At 58.9% G+C, this 17,234-nt stretch carries 11 protein-coding genes; 5 read left to right on the forward strand and 6 right to left on the reverse strand.

Features of this window, described 5'->3' with window-relative positions; genetic code table 11:
- Nucleotides 1-18 precede the first annotated feature (18 nt).
- Genes pdxA through IWX75_RS07115 form a run of 3 tightly spaced genes read right to left on the reverse strand, consistent with a single transcriptional unit; the run spans nt 19 to nt 3,412 of the window.
- Entirely contained in the window at nt 19-1,044 is a 1,026-nt protein-coding gene (gene pdxA, locus IWX75_RS07105; RefSeq protein WP_196821542.1) for a 4-hydroxythreonine-4-phosphate dehydrogenase PdxA, read from the reverse strand.
- Nucleotides 1,041-2,333, reverse strand: a complete 1,293-nt coding sequence (locus IWX75_RS07110) for a four-carbon acid sugar kinase family protein (RefSeq protein WP_196821543.1) — start codon at nt 2,331-2,333, stop codon at nt 1,041-1,043. The genes pdxA and IWX75_RS07110 overlap by 4 nt, the downstream gene beginning before the upstream one ends.
- On the reverse strand, nt 2,330-3,412 hold the full coding sequence (locus IWX75_RS07115; RefSeq protein WP_196821544.1) for a 2-keto-3-deoxygluconate permease: 1,083 nt from the start codon (nt 3,410-3,412) through the stop codon (nt 2,330-2,332). The genes IWX75_RS07110 and IWX75_RS07115 overlap by 4 nt, the downstream gene beginning before the upstream one ends.
- Nucleotides 3,413-4,046: 634 nt before the next feature.
- Between IWX75_RS07115 and IWX75_RS07120 the strand changes: the two genes are divergently transcribed.
- The 5 genes from IWX75_RS07120 to IWX75_RS07140 all read left to right on the forward strand — a co-directional run bounded on the left by IWX75_RS07120 (nt 4,047) and on the right by IWX75_RS07140 (nt 11,402).
- On the forward strand, nt 4,047-5,837 hold the full coding sequence (locus IWX75_RS07120; protein ID WP_196821545.1) for an AIPR family protein: 1,791 nt from the start codon (nt 4,047-4,049) through the stop codon (nt 5,835-5,837).
- Nucleotides 5,838-5,842: 5 nt separating this feature from the next.
- Nucleotides 5,843-6,580, forward strand: a complete 738-nt coding sequence (locus tag IWX75_RS07125) for a hypothetical protein (protein ID WP_196821546.1) — start codon at nt 5,843-5,845, stop codon at nt 6,578-6,580.
- Between the two features lie 473 nt (nt 6,581-7,053).
- On the forward strand, nt 7,054-8,001 hold the full coding sequence (locus IWX75_RS07130; protein ID WP_196821547.1) for a DUF262 domain-containing protein: 948 nt from the start codon (nt 7,054-7,056) through the stop codon (nt 7,999-8,001).
- Between the two features lie 7 nt (nt 8,002-8,008).
- Nucleotides 8,009-8,965, forward strand: a complete 957-nt coding sequence (locus IWX75_RS07135; protein WP_196821548.1) for a hypothetical protein — start codon at nt 8,009-8,011, stop codon at nt 8,963-8,965.
- A 1,174-nt stretch (nt 8,966-10,139) separates the two neighbouring features.
- Nucleotides 10,140-11,402, forward strand: a complete 1,263-nt coding sequence (locus IWX75_RS07140; RefSeq protein WP_196821549.1) for a DNA cytosine methyltransferase — start codon at nt 10,140-10,142, stop codon at nt 11,400-11,402.
- 399 nt (nt 11,403-11,801) lie between these two features.
- On the opposite strand, the gene IWX75_RS07145 is transcribed toward IWX75_RS07140, so the two are convergent.
- From IWX75_RS07145 to IWX75_RS07155, 3 genes are read right to left on the reverse strand one after another with little or no spacing between them, the layout of a single operon-like run.
- Nucleotides 11,802-12,395, reverse strand: a complete 594-nt coding sequence (locus IWX75_RS07145; RefSeq protein ID WP_196821550.1) for a hypothetical protein — start codon at nt 12,393-12,395, stop codon at nt 11,802-11,804.
- Nucleotides 12,396-12,408: 13 nt separating this feature from the next.
- On the reverse strand, nt 12,409-14,175 hold the full coding sequence (locus tag IWX75_RS07150) for a DEAD/DEAH box helicase family protein (RefSeq protein ID WP_196821551.1): 1,767 nt from the start codon (nt 14,173-14,175) through the stop codon (nt 12,409-12,411).
- Entirely contained in the window at nt 14,172-16,697 is a 2,526-nt protein-coding gene (locus IWX75_RS07155; RefSeq protein ID WP_196821552.1) for an ATP-binding protein, read from the reverse strand. Before IWX75_RS07155 ends, IWX75_RS07150 begins: the two co-directional genes overlap by 4 nt.
- Nucleotides 16,698-17,234 lie beyond the last annotated feature (537 nt).

Consider the following 17,234-nt stretch of genomic DNA (forward strand, 5'->3'; position numbering starts at 1 on the left):
AGCTACTCGTTCCAATCCCTACTTCATCTGGGCGGTCCGCCAGACGTGGTCCCAGCCCGGAGCCAGCTGTGCCGCACGGCGCAAGGACAGGACGAGGCTCGCTTCGCGGGCAATGCCCTGGCCGGCGATGTCGAATGCCGTCCCGTGGTCCACCGACACGCGGACTACGGGCAGGCCGACGGTGATGTTCACGCCGTCGTCGCCGTAGACCGCCTTGAAGGGCGCGTGCCCCTGGTCGTGGTAGCAGACGATGACCATGTTCCACTTGCCCTTCACCGCTGCGGGGATGAGGGCATCGGCCGGCAAGGGTCCGTGGACGTTGATGCCGGCCTCACGTGCGGCGGCGACGGCGGGGGCGAGGATGTCCGCGTCCTCGTCCCCGAACAGGCGGTTCTCGCCGGCGTGCGGGTTCAGTCCGGCGAGTCCGATGGGCTCGTCCGGGTTCCCGAGCGCCTTGGTGAAGGCACTCACGAGTTCGATGACGTTGGACGTCCGCTGCGGGGTGAGGTCCTCGATGGCCTGCCGCAGGGAGACGTGGGTGGTGAGATGGAAGAAGTAGAGGTCGCCGGCAGACAGCACCAGGCTGAAGTTCTTGACTCCGAACTCGTGGGCCAGCAGCTCCGTGTGGCCGGGCCACTTGTGCCCACCGGCGTGCATGGCGGCCTTGTTGAGGGGAGCGGTGACGATGCCCTGGACCTTGCCCTCGCGGGCCAAGCGGCAGGCCTCGACGACGAAGCGGTAGGAGCCGTCGCCGGCGGCAGCGCTGAGTTCGCCGATCTTGACGTCGGCCAGCGACGGGCCGGTCTGCAGGAGTTCGATGATGCCGGGTTCGTTCGTGGCGTCCTCGATCGAGTTCAGCACGCGGACCTTGTCCGGGTCGCCGCCGACGTTGATGACGCCTTGGCGCATGGCTGCCTCGTCGCCGATGACGACGGGCATGCATTCCTGTCGGATGTCGTCGTGTCCGAGGAGCGACTTGGCGGTGATTTCCGGCCCGATGCCGGCGACGTCACCGATTGTGACGGCGAGGGTGGGGATGCTCATGGGTGTGCCTCCGTTGAGTGGGCGAGGGTCGTGGTGAGTTCGTTGACGGTGTCGAGCAGGGCGGATACCGGGCCGAAACCGCCGGCCTTGGTGACGACGATCTTCCCGGCAGCAGCGCCACCTTCGACGACACCGACGGGGATACCTTCCTGGATGGCGCCGGTGATGCGCAGTGCTTGGGCGGAGCACGAGTCGAGGACCGCGCGGGCGCCGTCGCCACCGACGAGCACCAACGCACCGACGTCCGTGCTGTGCAGCGTCTGCTGCACCACCGAGGCGAGGCTGCGCGCGATGGCGGCACCGCTGAGGGTTTCGGAGCCGCCGACGGCGTCGGGGGAGAGGACGACGACAATGCGGGGCAGAGTCTGCGGGTACTCCAGTTCTGCGGCGGCCCACTGGTGGAGCCGGTTCGGCTGGTCGAGCAGTGAGTCGTCGGGCTGCAGGATGCGGAGGTCCGCCGGGTCGAGCTGTTCCCGCAGATGGTCGGTCTGCGCGCGCGCAACGTCATGGAGTGAACTGACGACGACGACGATGCGTTGCCCCTGGGCGGCGGGCGCGGCTTCCGGCGTGGTCAGGGCTGGTGCTGCCTGTGCCCACGCTTCCGCCATCGCTGCGGCGAGGCCGGCTGATCCGACGGGTATCGCCGTCGGGCCAGACGCGACGAGGGCCGCCGCGAGGGTGCGGAGATCGCCGTCGGACGCTGCATTCACGACCACCACTCGGCCGTTCGCCGCGTCCCGAAGCGCCTGGGCGTCCTCGTCCGGTGAACCATTCAGGGAAATGGCCGTGGTGCCGGGCAGGAGCTGGGAGAACTCGCTCGTGGGGACCGGCGTGACCGGATCCCGGCCGGCGGGCGTATCCTCGATCGGGCTGCCGTGAACGCGCAGCAGGCCGTCCTCGATGGTGCGTCCCATGGCGGGATAGGCCGGACAGACGACGGCGATGCAGCCGGGGTGCTGCTCCTGCCAGGCGTCGAGGGCTCCGGCCACCTGGGCTTCGACGCTGCCTCGCATCGTCGAGTCGATCTTCAGGTACAGGTGGTCGGCGCCGGCGGTGATCAGGCCGGCGACGGCGCTGGCCGTCGCATCCCGTGCCGAGGCCAGGTCCATCGCCCGTGCGTCGGAGTTCATCGCCAGGGCGCTGCCCGTTTCCACCGAGCCCGGCAGCAGTTCGCCCAGGAGCAGGCGCGAGGCCCAGCCGGAGCGGAAGAACTGGACTACCGAGTCGGTGGCGCCGGTGACGTCGTCGGCCGCGATGCCGACGATGGGCGCGCGGAGGGAGTCTGTCACCGTTCGTCGTCCTGCGTCCGCCGGGGAGTGCTTGGCGGTGCCGAAGGATCACCCGCGGGCGGGAGCTCGGAGGCGGAGGTGGGGACAACGCTGACGGCGTCGTCGGTGTCCAGGCCGCCCTGGCGCTTGAGCACCCAGGTGGCGAGGAGCGGCGCGAAGATCGCGGTGACGAGGACGGCGGAGGCGACCTGCGCCGTCGCGACCTCGACGAAGGGGGCGAAGGTGGGGTCGGCGGCGGCGACGATGGCCGGTGTGGCGATCGAGTTGCCGGCCGTGGTGGCCGAAGCGATGCCGATGCCCGACTTTCCGCCACGGCGGAGGATGAACCGGTAGCCGAAGTAGACCAGGGCGCCGGTGATCAGGGTGGCGGCGATGCCGACGAAGATGCCGCCGATGCCGCCTGCGATGACGTTCTTGAGATCGATGCCGGTGCCGAGGGCGAAGGCGAAGAACGGGATGACGATGTTCGGCACGGGCCGCATGACCTCGGTCCACTTGGCGTCGAGGTTGCCCACGATGAACCCGAGGATCAGGGGGATGGCGGCGGCGAGGAGGGTGAGGAACGGAATGTTGCCGAGACCGGACATGCCGAGGAAGAGGAGGGTGAAGAAAGGTCCGTCGTTGATGGCCGAGGCCATGTAGGCGCCGCGGTCTCGGTAGTCGCCGTACCGTCCGGTGAAGGCGAGCCAGAGGCCGCCGTTGCTGTTGTCGAAGGAGGCAAGGAGGGCGAGGATCGAAATCCCAAGGATGCCCTCGACGCCGACGACCAGGCCGAGGCCTGCGACGAGGGCCGCGGGGATGACCGTCTTGAACAGCAGGATGACGCCGGTGGTGGCGAGCACGGGGCCCGACGCCTTGGCGGTAATCTGCATGCCCGTGGCGAAGATCAGGACAGCGATGAGGGGAAGGGCCGAGTCGGCGAACAGGGCGGTGGTGAAGCTGCCGAGTTCGAGGAAACCGGGAGCGAACGTTCCGACGATCGAGCCGAGGATCAGGGGAATCAGCATGAGTCCGCCGGGGATGCGGTTCATGCCGTCGAACAGGGGAATGCGGGACTTGGGAAGCGATTCGGCTGCCATTGGCGAATCTTCTCTCTGTGCGGGGCGAGGTGTACGTACAAGTAGTACGGACAAGATGTATAAAGGGTAAGGGGAGTGTGGTGGATCACGCAAGGAGACACTGTTGCTGCTTCTCTGAGCTGGGAGGGGTTCGATAGGAGAACCTGAAGGACCGAAATTTAAGAGCGAAAGTGGTCAGCTAACCACTCGGATAGACCCTTACCATTCGTCAAGCGCAACCTGGGCCGTGGGTTGGTTCGTTCCATTGGGAGCATGTACGCTCTGCAGCCGGCGAAGAACGCGCCCGTCGGCTTCACATCAACGAGGTGCTTCGCCTAACTTCTCTTCCGGTTGGACTTAAAGTCCACGGAACCCGCGCCGAGGTGTGGCGCAAGCTCGGCAATACAGTTCCGCACGGAACTCCGTAAGGCGGTGTTCCGTGCGCTCATGGACCAGCTCCGATACCTTGACCGAAAACATACTGTTCGTCAGGGAGTTCCTGCCCAACTATCGTGCGCCAGGTAGACAAACAAGCAGCGCTCTTTCCCCGGAGAGACACGAAACGACGCGCCGTGGGCGCTAGCCGCGCGCTATCCAACACAGGAAAGGTGTCCGGGTTACTTCTACAATGGCGGGACGACACGAAGGAGTACGCATGCAGAAACATCAGGCCAGTGCCGACCGGCCCGGCTACAGAGCGTTTCAAGCGCGAGACGATCTTTCCACCTACGGCCCGAACGCTCTCCTCCTGTTCATTGCTCAGATGAGGCTTAGTCTCGACGACATTGATACTTTCGCCGCTAACGCCCTTACCGACCATAGCAACGATAAGAAATGCGACCTAGTCGCCGTGGTATACGACGGCACTAAGGTCATCGTGGGTCAGGGCTATGAGGCTAAAACCGCTAGATCGTCAGCACCTGAGGACAAGGCGGCTGACGCCAACACGGCCGTAAGTTGGCTCCTGGCAGGGCCGCTGGAGACGGTCCCAGAAACACTTCGCGGAGCAGCGGTAGAGGTTCGTTCCGCACTTGCTGCCGGTACCGTAGCTGAATTCGAAATCTGGTACGTACACAACTTACCTGAGTCCGCGAATGTCCAGCGAGAACTTGGACAGGCTGCCACGACCGCAGACGCGCTTATAAAGCGCGAGTTTCCCGAATCGGACGTTGACGTTGCTTTTCTTGAGATTGGTCAGAATCAACTTGAGAAAGAATACTCTCGAACCCAGGCTCCAATTCTCGTCGATGATGACTTCGTCTTCGAAGTGCCTGGTGGATTCGAATTAAGCGCCGATGGGTGGAGTGCATTCTCCACCGCTATTGCAGCGGATGCCCTTCGTGAAATCTGGTCAACGCACACAACACAGCTCATGTCACCGAACATCCGGGATTATTTAGGGATGGTGCGTTCTGCGAGCAACATCAACTTTGGAATAAAAGAGACGGCCAAGTCGGCACCAAAAAACTTTGCGATATTCAACAATGGAATAACTATACTTGTTAACGACTATTCGCATGATGCCGCTTCCCGTGAACTTAAGGTGAGCGGTATCGGTATCGTAAATGGTGGCCAAACAACTGGAGCTATCGGCGAGCTCTCGACTAAGGAAGCCGAGAAGCTCAAGGAAGCGGCAGTAATGACACGCTTCGTAAAGTGTACTGATCCTTCGGTACTGGAGGATATTGTCCGGTTCAACAACACCCAGAATAAGGTTGAAGCGACGGACTTCCGCAGCAGAGATCCCATTCAGGAGCGTTTGCGAGCCGAGTTCGCGAAGGTTCCCGATGCGGAATATCGCGGAGGACGGCGTGGTGGGGCAAGTGACGCAATTGTTCGCCGACGCGGGCTCTTAGCGGACTCGTCCGTTGCCCAATCTCTCTCCGCCTTCCATGGGCGTCCCAATTTGGCATACAACGAGACACGCACGATCTGGGATAACGATGCGACATATGCAAGTGTTTTCCGGGAATCTGTTAGTGCCCGCCACATCGTTTTGGTCTTCGGCCTCCTACGGGCTGTTGATCGAGCGAAGCAGGCGATTATGTCAATCGCTGTAAACGATCGCACCGAAGCCCAGAACAGGCATGCGGAGTACTTTCGATCCCGCGGATCAAATTTGCTTTTTGTGGCGGCAATAGGAGGGTGCATTGAGACCATCATTGGCCGAGCTGTAACCGATCGCACCCAACTGACGTTTAAGAAGAATTTCTCACCATCCGAAGCTACTGACCGCTGGATTCCGATCGTGGAAACCCTACTAGCCTTCTCGAAGCAGTTATCACCGGCGACGGATATGGGCTTGAAATCTCAAGATCGAGTTGCAAAAGCAATTGACGACTTTTCCTCGATGGTGGAAGCGACGCGTTCAGCAAACCCCGGACCGTTCGACTCTATTGGAGTGGATATACTACCGGCAGTCACCACGCCTAGAAGCAAGATCTAGGAATTATGCGGGAAGAGACCAAGGATAAGATCGAAGCGGGTGGGGCCTGGGCTCTAGAATCTGTAGCCGCGGTGGTCCCCGTAATCGGTGGCCCTATGGCCATCGCCATAAATAAAACTCTCGCCGCGGCCGAGTCCCGGAGAGTGCAGAACCAGATTCTAGAGTTGCATCAGTTGCTCGGAGACGCACTCGAGTCGAAGCGCATAGGTTTGGACGCTCTCGAAAAGGATGAGTTTCTCGCTAACTTGCACTTCGTTATCCGTCAGCTTCAGGAGACCACCGAGGCTAATAAGCGAGCTCGCCTTAAGCATGCCTTAGTTGTCGGGGCAGAGAGCAAATGGATGAGTCAGGCGGAGAGACTTACTAGAATTATCGCGAGACTTGAAGAACCTCACATTCTTGCTTTATGCGCCTTCTACGACATTGCAGAAGCAAAATTCGCCCGAGTAAGAGAGGGCACTCTTCTCGTACTTAAAAAGCTGAGCACGGATGGCTTTAATAGATCGGAAAACTACTACAAGGTACTCTTCGAGCAATTGGCAAGCGAGGGGCTAGTGGTCATTGATAGTCCAGCGGAACTAGCGGCTCAGCTCGAGAAGGGTAGGGCGCGGCGATTGGCGAAAGGTTGGTCGAGAGATGACGAAAGCCAGCAGTTGCAAGGATCGACGTTGAAGTTGACGGGTCAGGGAATTAATTTCGTTAGATTCTTGAGTAAGACGGACTTCGATGCGGCGAACGGATAAAGTATATGTATGATCCGCTCTAAGCGACGCTCGTGAGCGCTGCGGTGCACGACGAGGACAAGCAGGTGCGGCCTAACTATTAGAAACGGCTCCCAAGCTCACGAACGTCGCCAGTCCGAACAACCTACGATGGGCGGTTGGGCGAACGTTCCCGTCGGAGCAGGGGGAGCGGCCCACTCAGTGAGCCTATGGGAACAACTCCGATTCGCGTTCGCAGCTTCGCTGACGGTCACGGCTACCACGCCGGATCAGCTACGACGCGCCATGAGCCACCACGCCATGGGGCCGAACCTTGTTGAATAAATTCATCCCTGATCGAAGACCTTGCATATAAATGTGCACTGTTCAGAACCGCCGCGCCAGACGCCCGGCGCCTATGGTGGTGGTGTACATTTGCGAGAGATACTCACCACAAATTGGGAGCACAAATGCAGCGACGGCCAAATACGCAGACTGTTCAATGGTTCCTTGAAATGGACAGCTCCCTGCAGCTGGACTTAGCGCCGACATACCAAAGGCGTTCCGTTTGGAATGACGAGTATAGGCGCTTCTATATCGATACAATATTGCGTAATTATCCCAGCCCTGCCATCTACCTGGAGATAGAGACACGCCCTGGTAGTCCGACGGTTCATCACGTAATTGACGGTAAGCAGCGGCTAGAAACCATCATTTCGTTCACTAAGGACGAGTTTCATCTCGGGCAGTACTTCGCGGAGGAAGGGTTTGAGAGCGCCTACTACTCAGACCTTTCGGACTTGCTGCGAGATTCCTTCGTTGATTATGTACTGAGTGTTGAGAATATCACTCGAAGCACAAATGCCGAGATAAAATCGGCCTTCGAACGCCTAAATAAAAATACCGCTAAATTGAACCGCCAAGAGTTGCGAAAAGCACAATATGAGGGCGCTTTCATTACTAAGATGACTAACTTGGCGGAGCATCCCTTTTGGACGAACGTCGGTGTAGCAAGCCGAGCGAGAATTGCGAGAATGCTTGATGTTGAATATGTGTCCGAGATCTATCTCCTGACGATGCATGGGATACTAGACGGTAGTCCGAATCTATTGGACGACTACTATTCGTCTTATGACGAGGAAATTTCCAACGAAGACGAGACCGACCTGCGATATTACACCGCTCTCGAGTGGTTGAATAAACTAGATATACAAGGGACAAGGTGGACTAATCTCGGGGACTTCTATAGCCTTTGGTCCGCTGTGCTTGAGTTAGATAGAGGACGAAACACACCATCTCCGGAGAGTGCGCAGGTAGTCCTTCGGAAACTCCACGAAGCCTTCTCGGACCCGAGTAGCGCAGATGAATTGAAATACTCAGACGCCGTGCGGCAAGGTACCAACAAAGAGAGCTCCAGGTTGATCCGGCGCGAACTTATTGTCTCTGCTTTGAAAGAAGCCTAGTCGAATCATGATGGTTCCGGACAGCATCATGGCAGCATATGATTCGTCGCTTGTTGTAGTCGAACCACTTGCTGAGTTAGTTGGAATAAGGCTGCGAGCGGTTTGCTTAGAAGAAAATTGGCTTTTCAGCGACCGAATCAAAAGTCCAGAATCATGCACTTCGAAGTTGGAGTCGGGGTCAGCATCCCTCAGTCAGTTGCATGATCTGTACGCATGTACTGTTGTCGTGCCGACTCGAAACGAGCTTGGCAAAGCGATAGGGCGCATGTTGGAAATTTTTGAGGGCGAGCTGAAGCTAAGGTCCTCTGATTCCGCGGAGAGTTTCACCTACGACGACGTCCACGTTATTGCTCGGCTGGGCAATAGGGTCAGCCCAGTCGTCGTACAGAACAGGAAGGTGCTCGAGCGGCGTTTCGAAATTCAGATTAGAACTGCGGTCCAATACGCCTGGTGGCGCGCGACTCATGATGCAATGTACAAGAGCAGTGAAGAAAGTGCGCACGGTTGGAAAATCAGGCGTGCGGCGGGACAGGTTCGGGCCTCTCTCGAGTTGCTCGATGGACTGATGTCAAATCTGCCCGACGCGACCGAATTTCAGCGGGATAGTAATGCGCCGGAAGTCCAGCTAATGCGAGCGAAGGACTTATTGCGATTTTGGCGACCGTCAGCTCGTCCAGCTGACCAATACAGATTCTGTATCACGGTCAATAGTCTGCTTTCTGCATGCGAGGTGGATGTCAGCGCAGTCGAAAGTTCCCTGCGTTCGCAGGCGATGAGTGTTTATCTTGAAGATTCTGGTCTTACCCCGTTGCAAGTAGTTGTGATTGCGCTGCACCGCATGTTGGGTGACGAATTAGGGCGAAGATTTCAGCAAGCTAATGTCCGTATCCTCGTTACTCCCGAGTTCTCGAGCGCTTATGCTAATATAATCGACTTAGACGCGGGCTCGATAGGGACTGCCTAAACTGCAATCGCTCCGTGGTTCGGCAGGCCAGTAATGCTCGCTCATTCGATCGGTATGACGTGCTTGTTCCGGACAACAGATCGACGGCGAAGTAGGCGGAGATGACAATTGAGGCACGCTATCCTAGCCAGAGGTGGTCGCGGCCGGCGCCCGTGCTATGTTGTTCATCTTGGTGCCCGGGAGCCCGTCGACCGTGCGGTTCCTAACCGGATCGGGTTATTGCTAGACATCGGGTCAAGGTCCGTGTTGACGGCCGTTAAGGTTAGCGCGTTGCGCAGTGCCAAGGTTAATTTGGCGAGCAGTGAGGTATGGCACAGGATTCATGTCGATGCTACTAGTATCATGCCCCTAATGATCAGGGGCTCATCGCCCTTGCATCATTTGTACGTTAATTGAATGGCAAATGCAGAACGAGTCACGCGGAACCAGTGACTTGCGGTGAATCCCGGGAGTCGAGTGCTGCTCTCACCCTCTCCATACTGATAGCTGCGTTTTCATGCTCCCGAATTTTCACTACTGTCCATCCAGCCGCCTGCAGTGCTCGCGTGTTCCGCTGGTCCCGGTCGCGATTATTGGCGAGTTTTGGCCCCCAATACGAAGTGTTGGTGCTTGGCGTTCGTCCATGTGTCGGACAGCTGTGCCGGAAGCAGTCGTCAACGAAGACGGCTAAACGTCTGCGGGTGAGAACGATGTAAGGCCGGGCACGCGTTGTCGGCGAAGGCTCGATACGAAAGTCGCAGCGATACCGGGGGCCGGCTGCGTGAACGAGACTGAGGGGAGGTAAACTCAATTAATCTAGCTCAAAGGGGTTCCCTAGAGGGGGCTGTGAGCTTGTGGGAACACGAATCTGATGCCGCAGCCGTGGGCAGGGTTACAGCCGCACTATTAAGCAGGTGATCGCATGGCGCTGCTTGGATGGCGCGCCGTGGAAGGCCGGAATCCTCCTTGAGTTAGACTAGGCTATCCAGCCGCAGGTTCGGCCGCGGGTTCAGCCTGGCCAGAAGCCCCAGTTCGTAAATATCCTGCCGCCTTGCCAGGTGCAGGCCACCCCACCAAGGGCTCAGTAAGCGGCGGAAATGAGAGCCTGCAGCTTTACGGGTCATGCGGCAAGATTTCGGCCGGTAGTTAGGTCGACCTACGCGGCGGACTGAGGCAACAAGGGAGTGTGTGAAGCGTGTCGCATGATGTCGTGGAAATTTGTGCTGGAGCCGGAGGGCAGGCGTTAGGCCTGGAACGGGCCGGCTTCAGCCATGCGCTGGCTGTTGAGCTCGATGCTTATCCAGTGGAGACCCTTCGGACAAATCGCCCCAATTGGAAGATTGCTCCGGGGGATGTTGCTGACCCTGCCGTATGGATACCAGAAGATTACCGGGGAGTATCGCTGCTAGCAGGCGGGGTGCCTTGCCCTCCGTTCTCCATTGCGGGCAAGCAACTAGGTACTGCCGATGAGCGGGACCTCTTTGCCTGGGCCGTGGAGCTGTGCACCCGTATTCAGCCACGGGCCCTGATGCTCGAGAACGTGCGCGGGCTGTCAATGCCACGATTCGCCGCCTATCGTCAGGCTGTGCTGGATCGCCTAGCTGAAGCCGGATACGTGGGGGATTGGAAGTTACTGCAAGCTTCCGATTACGGGGTTCCGCAGCTGCGGCCACGTTTCGTGCTTGTGGCTCTCAAGGAGGATGACGCCCCGTATTTTCAGTGGCCAGAGCCCGTTACCGAGCACGTTCCCGTAGGTGAGGCCCTCCGGGATCTGATGGGCTCTAATGGCTGGCGCCACGCGGACGAGTGGGCCGATGCGGTTACCGGGATTGCCCCCACCATTGTCGGCGGCAGCAAGAAGCACGGTGGTGCCGATCTGGGCCCTACGCGGGCCAAGCGAGCATGGCGCGTCATGCACGTGGATGGCATGGGCGTGGCTGATCACGCCCCGCTGCCGGGTGACCCGCACTTCCTAGAGAAACCCCCGCGACTCACGGTAGAAATGGTGGCCCGCCTGCAGGGCTGGGACGGAGAAACGAAATGGGCGTTCTCGGGCCGTAAGACTGCCCAGTACCGGCAGATCGGCAATGCGTTCCCGCCGCCCTTAGCCGAGGCCGTTGGCCGCTCGATTAGAGCGGCTCTCGACCATGAGACTGAGGTCCAAGGCGCTCGGAAGGTCGCTGAGCGCAGCATTCACGACGACGTCTACCGCGCGCTGCGGGAGGCTGAAGAATTTCTGTACCTTGAAGACTTACTGGAACGCCTGTCCCAGCCCTACGCGTTACTGGACCTAGAGAAGCGCATTGCCAACCTGGACAAGGATTTCGTCATCGAGAAGAAAAGGACGAGGAAAGGCCTGGCTTACCGGCTTGGTGATTTCAAAGCATTCACCGGTCAAGCCGACCATCACCGCCACCTGGCATTCGCGGAGTCAGCTGCACGTTCTAGGATCAGCTGAGGAATGGCGGCAGTCTTCAAATAAACACTGCTGACCCGGCCTCGGCCCACTTGTGTAGTTAGTGCCTAGTCAGTCGATCCCAGGTGAGAGGCGGGGTGACCTCCAGCTTGGACGTCGGTGAATACAGGTCGGCGTGGCGTCTACCCTCGCCCGTCAGCCAGTCCGCCGTGCTGGACGGCTTCCTCGCAACTGGTCAGCGCCGCGATCCGGCGGCGGCAGAGGGGGCTGTCCAGGTGGTCACGATTGGTTCGGTTAATCATCAGTTTCTCGATAATCCCGGGGTTGCACATCTACTCGGCAACCAGCAACAGGATTGGCATCTACTGGATCTACCACGCCTAGCGGGTCTAGCTTGGACGGGTCGTTGCGGTCCCTCAGGCCAACAAAGACCTGCGCTGGCTAATTCAAGTAGGAGATAAGGGCTCCCTTCTCCGGTGTCTGCAATGATTTGTCCTGGTTGATGAGGTTCTTCGGAATTGCCGACAGGAGACTAATATCGATCTCGAGGGATTCCAGAGTGTAAACGTCCACTCCCTGTGCTTTGCCTGCGTTGATATTAAGACCCAGTTCGCGCAATTCCCGCATTCTCCGTTCAGTGTGGACAGAATCAGCGCTGATAATGCGAAGCATCATCGCTGGAACGGGCCTTCCCTGGTGTTCGAGAAGGATGGTGAATAGCTCTTCGTGCACGCGCGTCCCGTACGGAACCTTCAAGTACCGGCCAGGGACTCTTCCTCCATAACGTGCGAAGAGTGCGTTAGCCAGCTGCTCACGCAGGTCGTGAAAAGTGGCGCACTTTTCCGGCAAGCTCTCACGCAGTAGGGCCTGCATAGACTCCGCCAGTGACCGTTTGGCGATCAGGTACGCGTCAACTATGTCTTGCAGAGATTCTGCCGGGGCTGCCAGCTGATCTCGAAGTTGCTCCACTGCGTACAGGGAGTCTGGTTTGAGGCTGTTCCAGCTCTGCTGGTGGTTAGCGGTTGTTTTTGGCATGGCGTTTTTGTGCCTATCCCTTGATTACTCTGGCTACGACATCTTCAGGAGGGTACCGAAGAATGTGGGCGTCTTCGTCGGCGTTCTCGACTGCGTTCAGGTCGCCGAGCCATTCGCGGAGGAAGTCCGCCCCCGCGACGTCCTCGTCGTTGGCCCGCATGAAAGTGACCTTGTTGCCAATTTTCACCCTGGGGTCACGCCGACCTATTGATGTGCTCAGCGAGTTCTGTAGCTCGAGGCCGGCGGCAAAGCGGCGGATATCGGAGACGAAGTCCAGTACTACGACCCGGTCCTTGTGGGGCGCCAGCCTCAAACCTCGGCCGAGCTGCTGGACAAAAATTCGCCTGCTGTGCGTGACCCGCTGGAAGACAACGATGTTGACGTCGGGGACATCGACGCCTTCGTTGAGGACGTCGACGGCGCAAAGGATGCCTGTGCGGCCATCAGCGAAGTCCCACAAAATTCTGTTCCGTGTCGCGGCGTCTACAGCCTTGCCTTCCGACGTGCGCGACGCAATGACTTGGGCGCTCGTGAAGCCGAGCGCATTGATGCGCCCGGCCATGCGTTCAGCGTGGTCGATGGTGCCGCAAAAAACTATTCCCCGGGGTTGCACTTGCTCTTTCCATGCTTCGTGCAACCGATCCGCGACGGCATCGTCCCACTCGTCGATGAACAGGGTGCGATTGATGCCCCGCGGAGAGAGTGCGGGTGCATTCTTCGACAAGCCGGATGCCAACGAGTCCCAGTCGATATTGTCGGTGTACATTCGATAGTCAACGTTCGCCAGGTACCCCTCCCTGAGGCCCCGCACCATGTCCACATCCGCTACGGGGAAGTCGAACCACTCATGCAGCCCTTCTCCGTCTGGGCGCCACGGAGTAGCAGTCATACCTACGAGGAATGCCCCGCCGTCCCCAGCGGAAAGGTCCCCTAGCACGGTGTCGTACATGCTCGTCCCGAGATGATGGCACTCGTCCACGATGACGAGCCCGTAATCGCTGAGGGTTCCACCGGACGACACGAAGCTCGCAACACTATCGACGCAGGCGAATACGATATCGCAGTCTGCAAGGACCCCAGGGGAGGGGCGTTCGTTGCCGTTCCACACTCCGGTCGACCGAGAGGCCGGCAGCAGTGGCCAGAATGACCGCTCCAGTTGGTAAACAAGTTCGTTGCGGTGGGCAAGAACGAGCGTCTTGACGCCTGGACGGCTCATGGTGAAGCGCCGGTAGAACTCTGCTGCAACATAAGTTTTTCCCAGTCCGGTCGCTAGCACAACAAGAGAGCTGCGTGACCCGTCGACCAACTCACCCATCATGCTGTCCACGGCGTCCGCCTGGTAGGTTCGCAGCTGGTATTTTTCGGGCTCCCTTTGAGAGAGGGGCTCCTCGGGGACCCTCTCCGCTTGACGGATAAGGGTCTGGAGGTCCCAGAGCTGCAGTTCAACGCCGCTGGCCATGAGATTAGCCCGCTGCGCCTTGGATTTTGCGTCGAACCCGTTCAGGCTCACAACCACGGGGACATCCGCCTCATAGCGGTGGCAGGCCGCAACTGTCTCCGTTATTACCTCAGCCCCCACGGGCACGCGCCACCGTTTGACTTGGAAAAGCCAACGCCGTCCTCGAAGGGTGGCGATCACATCGGCGCCTCCGTCCCCCGAAGCGCCGGCCAGTCGCACTCCGGTGTAGCCGCGGCCGATTAGCACTCGCTGTACGGTGCGCTCGAGAGCTTGCCATCCTGTGCCGTGAAGCAGCGCAGCAGTGGCGATGCGTTGTGTCATGACAGTTTGTCACCCAGGAATTCAGCAGCAGCGCTGGCTCGAATGACGAGCAACCGCTCCGGCTGCCCGTAACGTAGGTACGAGGCGCAGTCCTGAAGACAGCGCAAGTACTTGAGATGTAGTTCTTCCCGAAGCTTCTCAGCGACCACAGGGCCAAACTCGGACTCCTCAGGCCAGCCGTCGGACCACACTCGCCCATCGAACCAGCTCTCAGGATGGCTGTCGAAGAAAGAGGCGAGAGTGTCCCTGTCGCAGAAGCGAAGATACCCGCCGGACTTTTTAAGGCTGGTGAGCTCCGATAGGTCGATGCCCGAAGTAATCATTGACTCGGCCATCGAACGTTGCTGTACCTCGTCGAGCTCTTCGTAGAAACTTTCGGCTGTCGGCGCCGCTACTAGCTTTTCCATAATGAGGTTGAACAGGTTCTTGATCTGAGCCCCCACGGTGTCGGCAGTCTCCGTGACCGAGTAGCCCCATCCCTTTCTTAACGTTTCCGTCATCAGGGCTGAGATTGTGTGCTCAGGCCTGCCATGCAGGGTTGCATGAAGAGCGTGCAGGTATTGGGCTGCCTCTGCAGCGATGAGGTATTCGGGCTTGAGTCCCAGAGCCGTGAACGCGGAATGGTTCAAGTCGACGTACACGGACAACATGCCTGGCTTGCGCTCGATTACCAGTGGCACGGGGTCTCTGCCGTACGTGGCCATGATGCTCCGCTGCGTGGAGCGCACAACGACCTCGAGGGGGCTACTCGGCCTTCCGTTACCCATTGTGATAGTCAGAGAGGAGGCAGAGAGCTCCGGGCGCTCCTCGGAAAGCGGTAGCAAAGATTCTGGGCTCCCCGGATGCGGCGTGCCCTTGATGTTGTTGCACATGATGCACTTTTCGTCGCCCGCCTTGTTTGCGGTCCCGCAGAACGCGCACGACCAAGGCATTTCTATCTCCGGCACCTGTGATGCCCCGCAATACGTGCAGGTGAGGTCTGACTGAGCGATCTCCTCCTTGCACTCCGAGTTGCGGCAATGCTTGGCGATGAGGACGTGCCCACAGTCACCACAAGTTTCAGCGCTCTTGACGTTCTGGTAACCACACTCGGAGCATTCGACAGTTGCCGTGATGGGAGACTGGCCCGCACTCTCGACGAGCTCCCACCACTTTTCGTCGTCGTAGTAGCCGGGAACACGGCGCAGGAATTTCTGGTGGTACTCTCGTTCAACCTCGCGAGGAATACGAGCGGCCTTTTCCTTAACCGGGTCGTACTGCCCCATGTACATGTCGCCTCGACCGATGTTCCGAACTTTACGATAGCCCTGAAACAACAGTGAGACAGGTGATTCATTGGGTTTCCCTACCGGCCACTTCGTTGGCAGAAGCGATCCGCCGCGGAGGTAGTGCATCGCGGCCTGCCACTCGGGGGTGGCTTGTTGAAAGTTCTGTTTTTGAAAGTCCACTGGAACCTGGTCGAGGTGGACTTCTCCGATAATGCGGCCATACTGCTGGTCAACCGGGTACTCCCGCTCAGCCTTGCCTCTGACCTCGTCGGCATATTCGAAGAAGGAGGCCTTTTCGGCAACCCGAATCGCACGTCCGTTTCTAATCAGATCGATCCCAAAATCGTCCTGATCGTCGAACCGTTGAATCCCCACCCAACCCCGTACACGGTGCACCACCTCTTTGCTTGCGCTGCTTCCACATCGAGGGCACTGGGTTGTACCGTTGAAATCCGCGCCGTCTCGAAGGCACCTTCGGGACCTCTCGATGACTTCGTCAAACTCCATTCGGGCGGGGATATTACCATGGTTCTGGCGCGACACGAAGCGCTCAGCGGACCATGCGCAGTGTTCAAAAGATTTGCAGCGCTCTCCGTTAACACTGATGTGCACCGGATCACTCACCCCGCCGCGCAGCAGTGTGCTATAGCGCCGTCCAAGGCGTTCACGAAGAGTATTTTTAGGGATTTTCGCGAGGTCTTTGATGAACCCGCTATTTGCATCGCCGGACGGCCACCACCCCTTGATTTCGACAATGGTGCCGTGCGAGATCCCCTGCGGTTTTGCCGTGCGTTCCGCGTTGACCGCAAAGGCGCCGTCCTGGATCAGTTTTGGAAGGTCCAAAACGACCTCCACAGCGTAGTCGTCTTCCTCGCGTGCCGAGATCACACGAGTGACACGGCCGAGCTTGCCTGTCGCTATGTTGAATCCCATTCCGAAAAGACCGAGAGTGTCGAATTGGTTCTTGCTGCTGAAACCGGCGCGCATCGCGTTTGCTATCTGCTCCTCGGAAAGACCGGCTCCTGTATCGCGCACGCGGATGAGTCCCTCGCCCTTGTCCACCTCCGCGCTGCCCGGGACTTCAATGAGGACCTGCCGCACCGGTGACAGGCTTCCACCGGTCGCGGCTGCCCTAAACGAGTCGATTGCGTTATCGACGAGCTCACTCAGAGCGTCGAGTGGGCTGATAGGTGTACGTGTGAGGGCTACTAGGACATCTGGTGTAGGAGTGATGTCGAGCAGTTTGTGTACCATATGCGCTCCTCCGGGGTTGACGTCACTCCGACGGGTGGTAAGCAGCACCGGTGGTGGAGCGTGCGGTTCCGGTTTAGTGGTCCCGCTAGTCTTATTTATACCGGTTGTGGTTCTTGGGACTCAGCATCCGCGGCACCACGTGTTATGCGGGGACGGCAGGCTGTTGTTCGTTTACGTACTTGAGGCCACGTAGGTGTGGCATCCTGCACACTCAAAACGAGGCACCTGCTACCCCACCAACCCGAGCCGTGGCGACTTCATCGAGGGGACGCAGACGACTGGCAGGTACGGGTGCGGTGCGACCGACTCCGGCGAGAGTGGCCACGCGTGGGCCCAACTCCAGCTGAGCATCCTTGTTTCGGTTGAATCGGTTGAATCGGTTGAATCGGTTGAAGACGCTTGGATGACTTTCGGCGAACCGCGAATGTAAAGTCGGAAAGTGCCCTGCTGAGTAGCTATCGGAAAGCAGCATCGGCGTGCAGAACCGTTTCAACGCCCTCCTAGCTATCCTGAAGGCCCGTGCGCAGCGCCGCGCCG

It is taken from the genome of Arthrobacter sp. CAN_A6, from assembly GCF_015751715.1.
GTDB lineage: Bacteria > Actinomycetota > Actinomycetes > Actinomycetales > Micrococcaceae > Arthrobacter_D.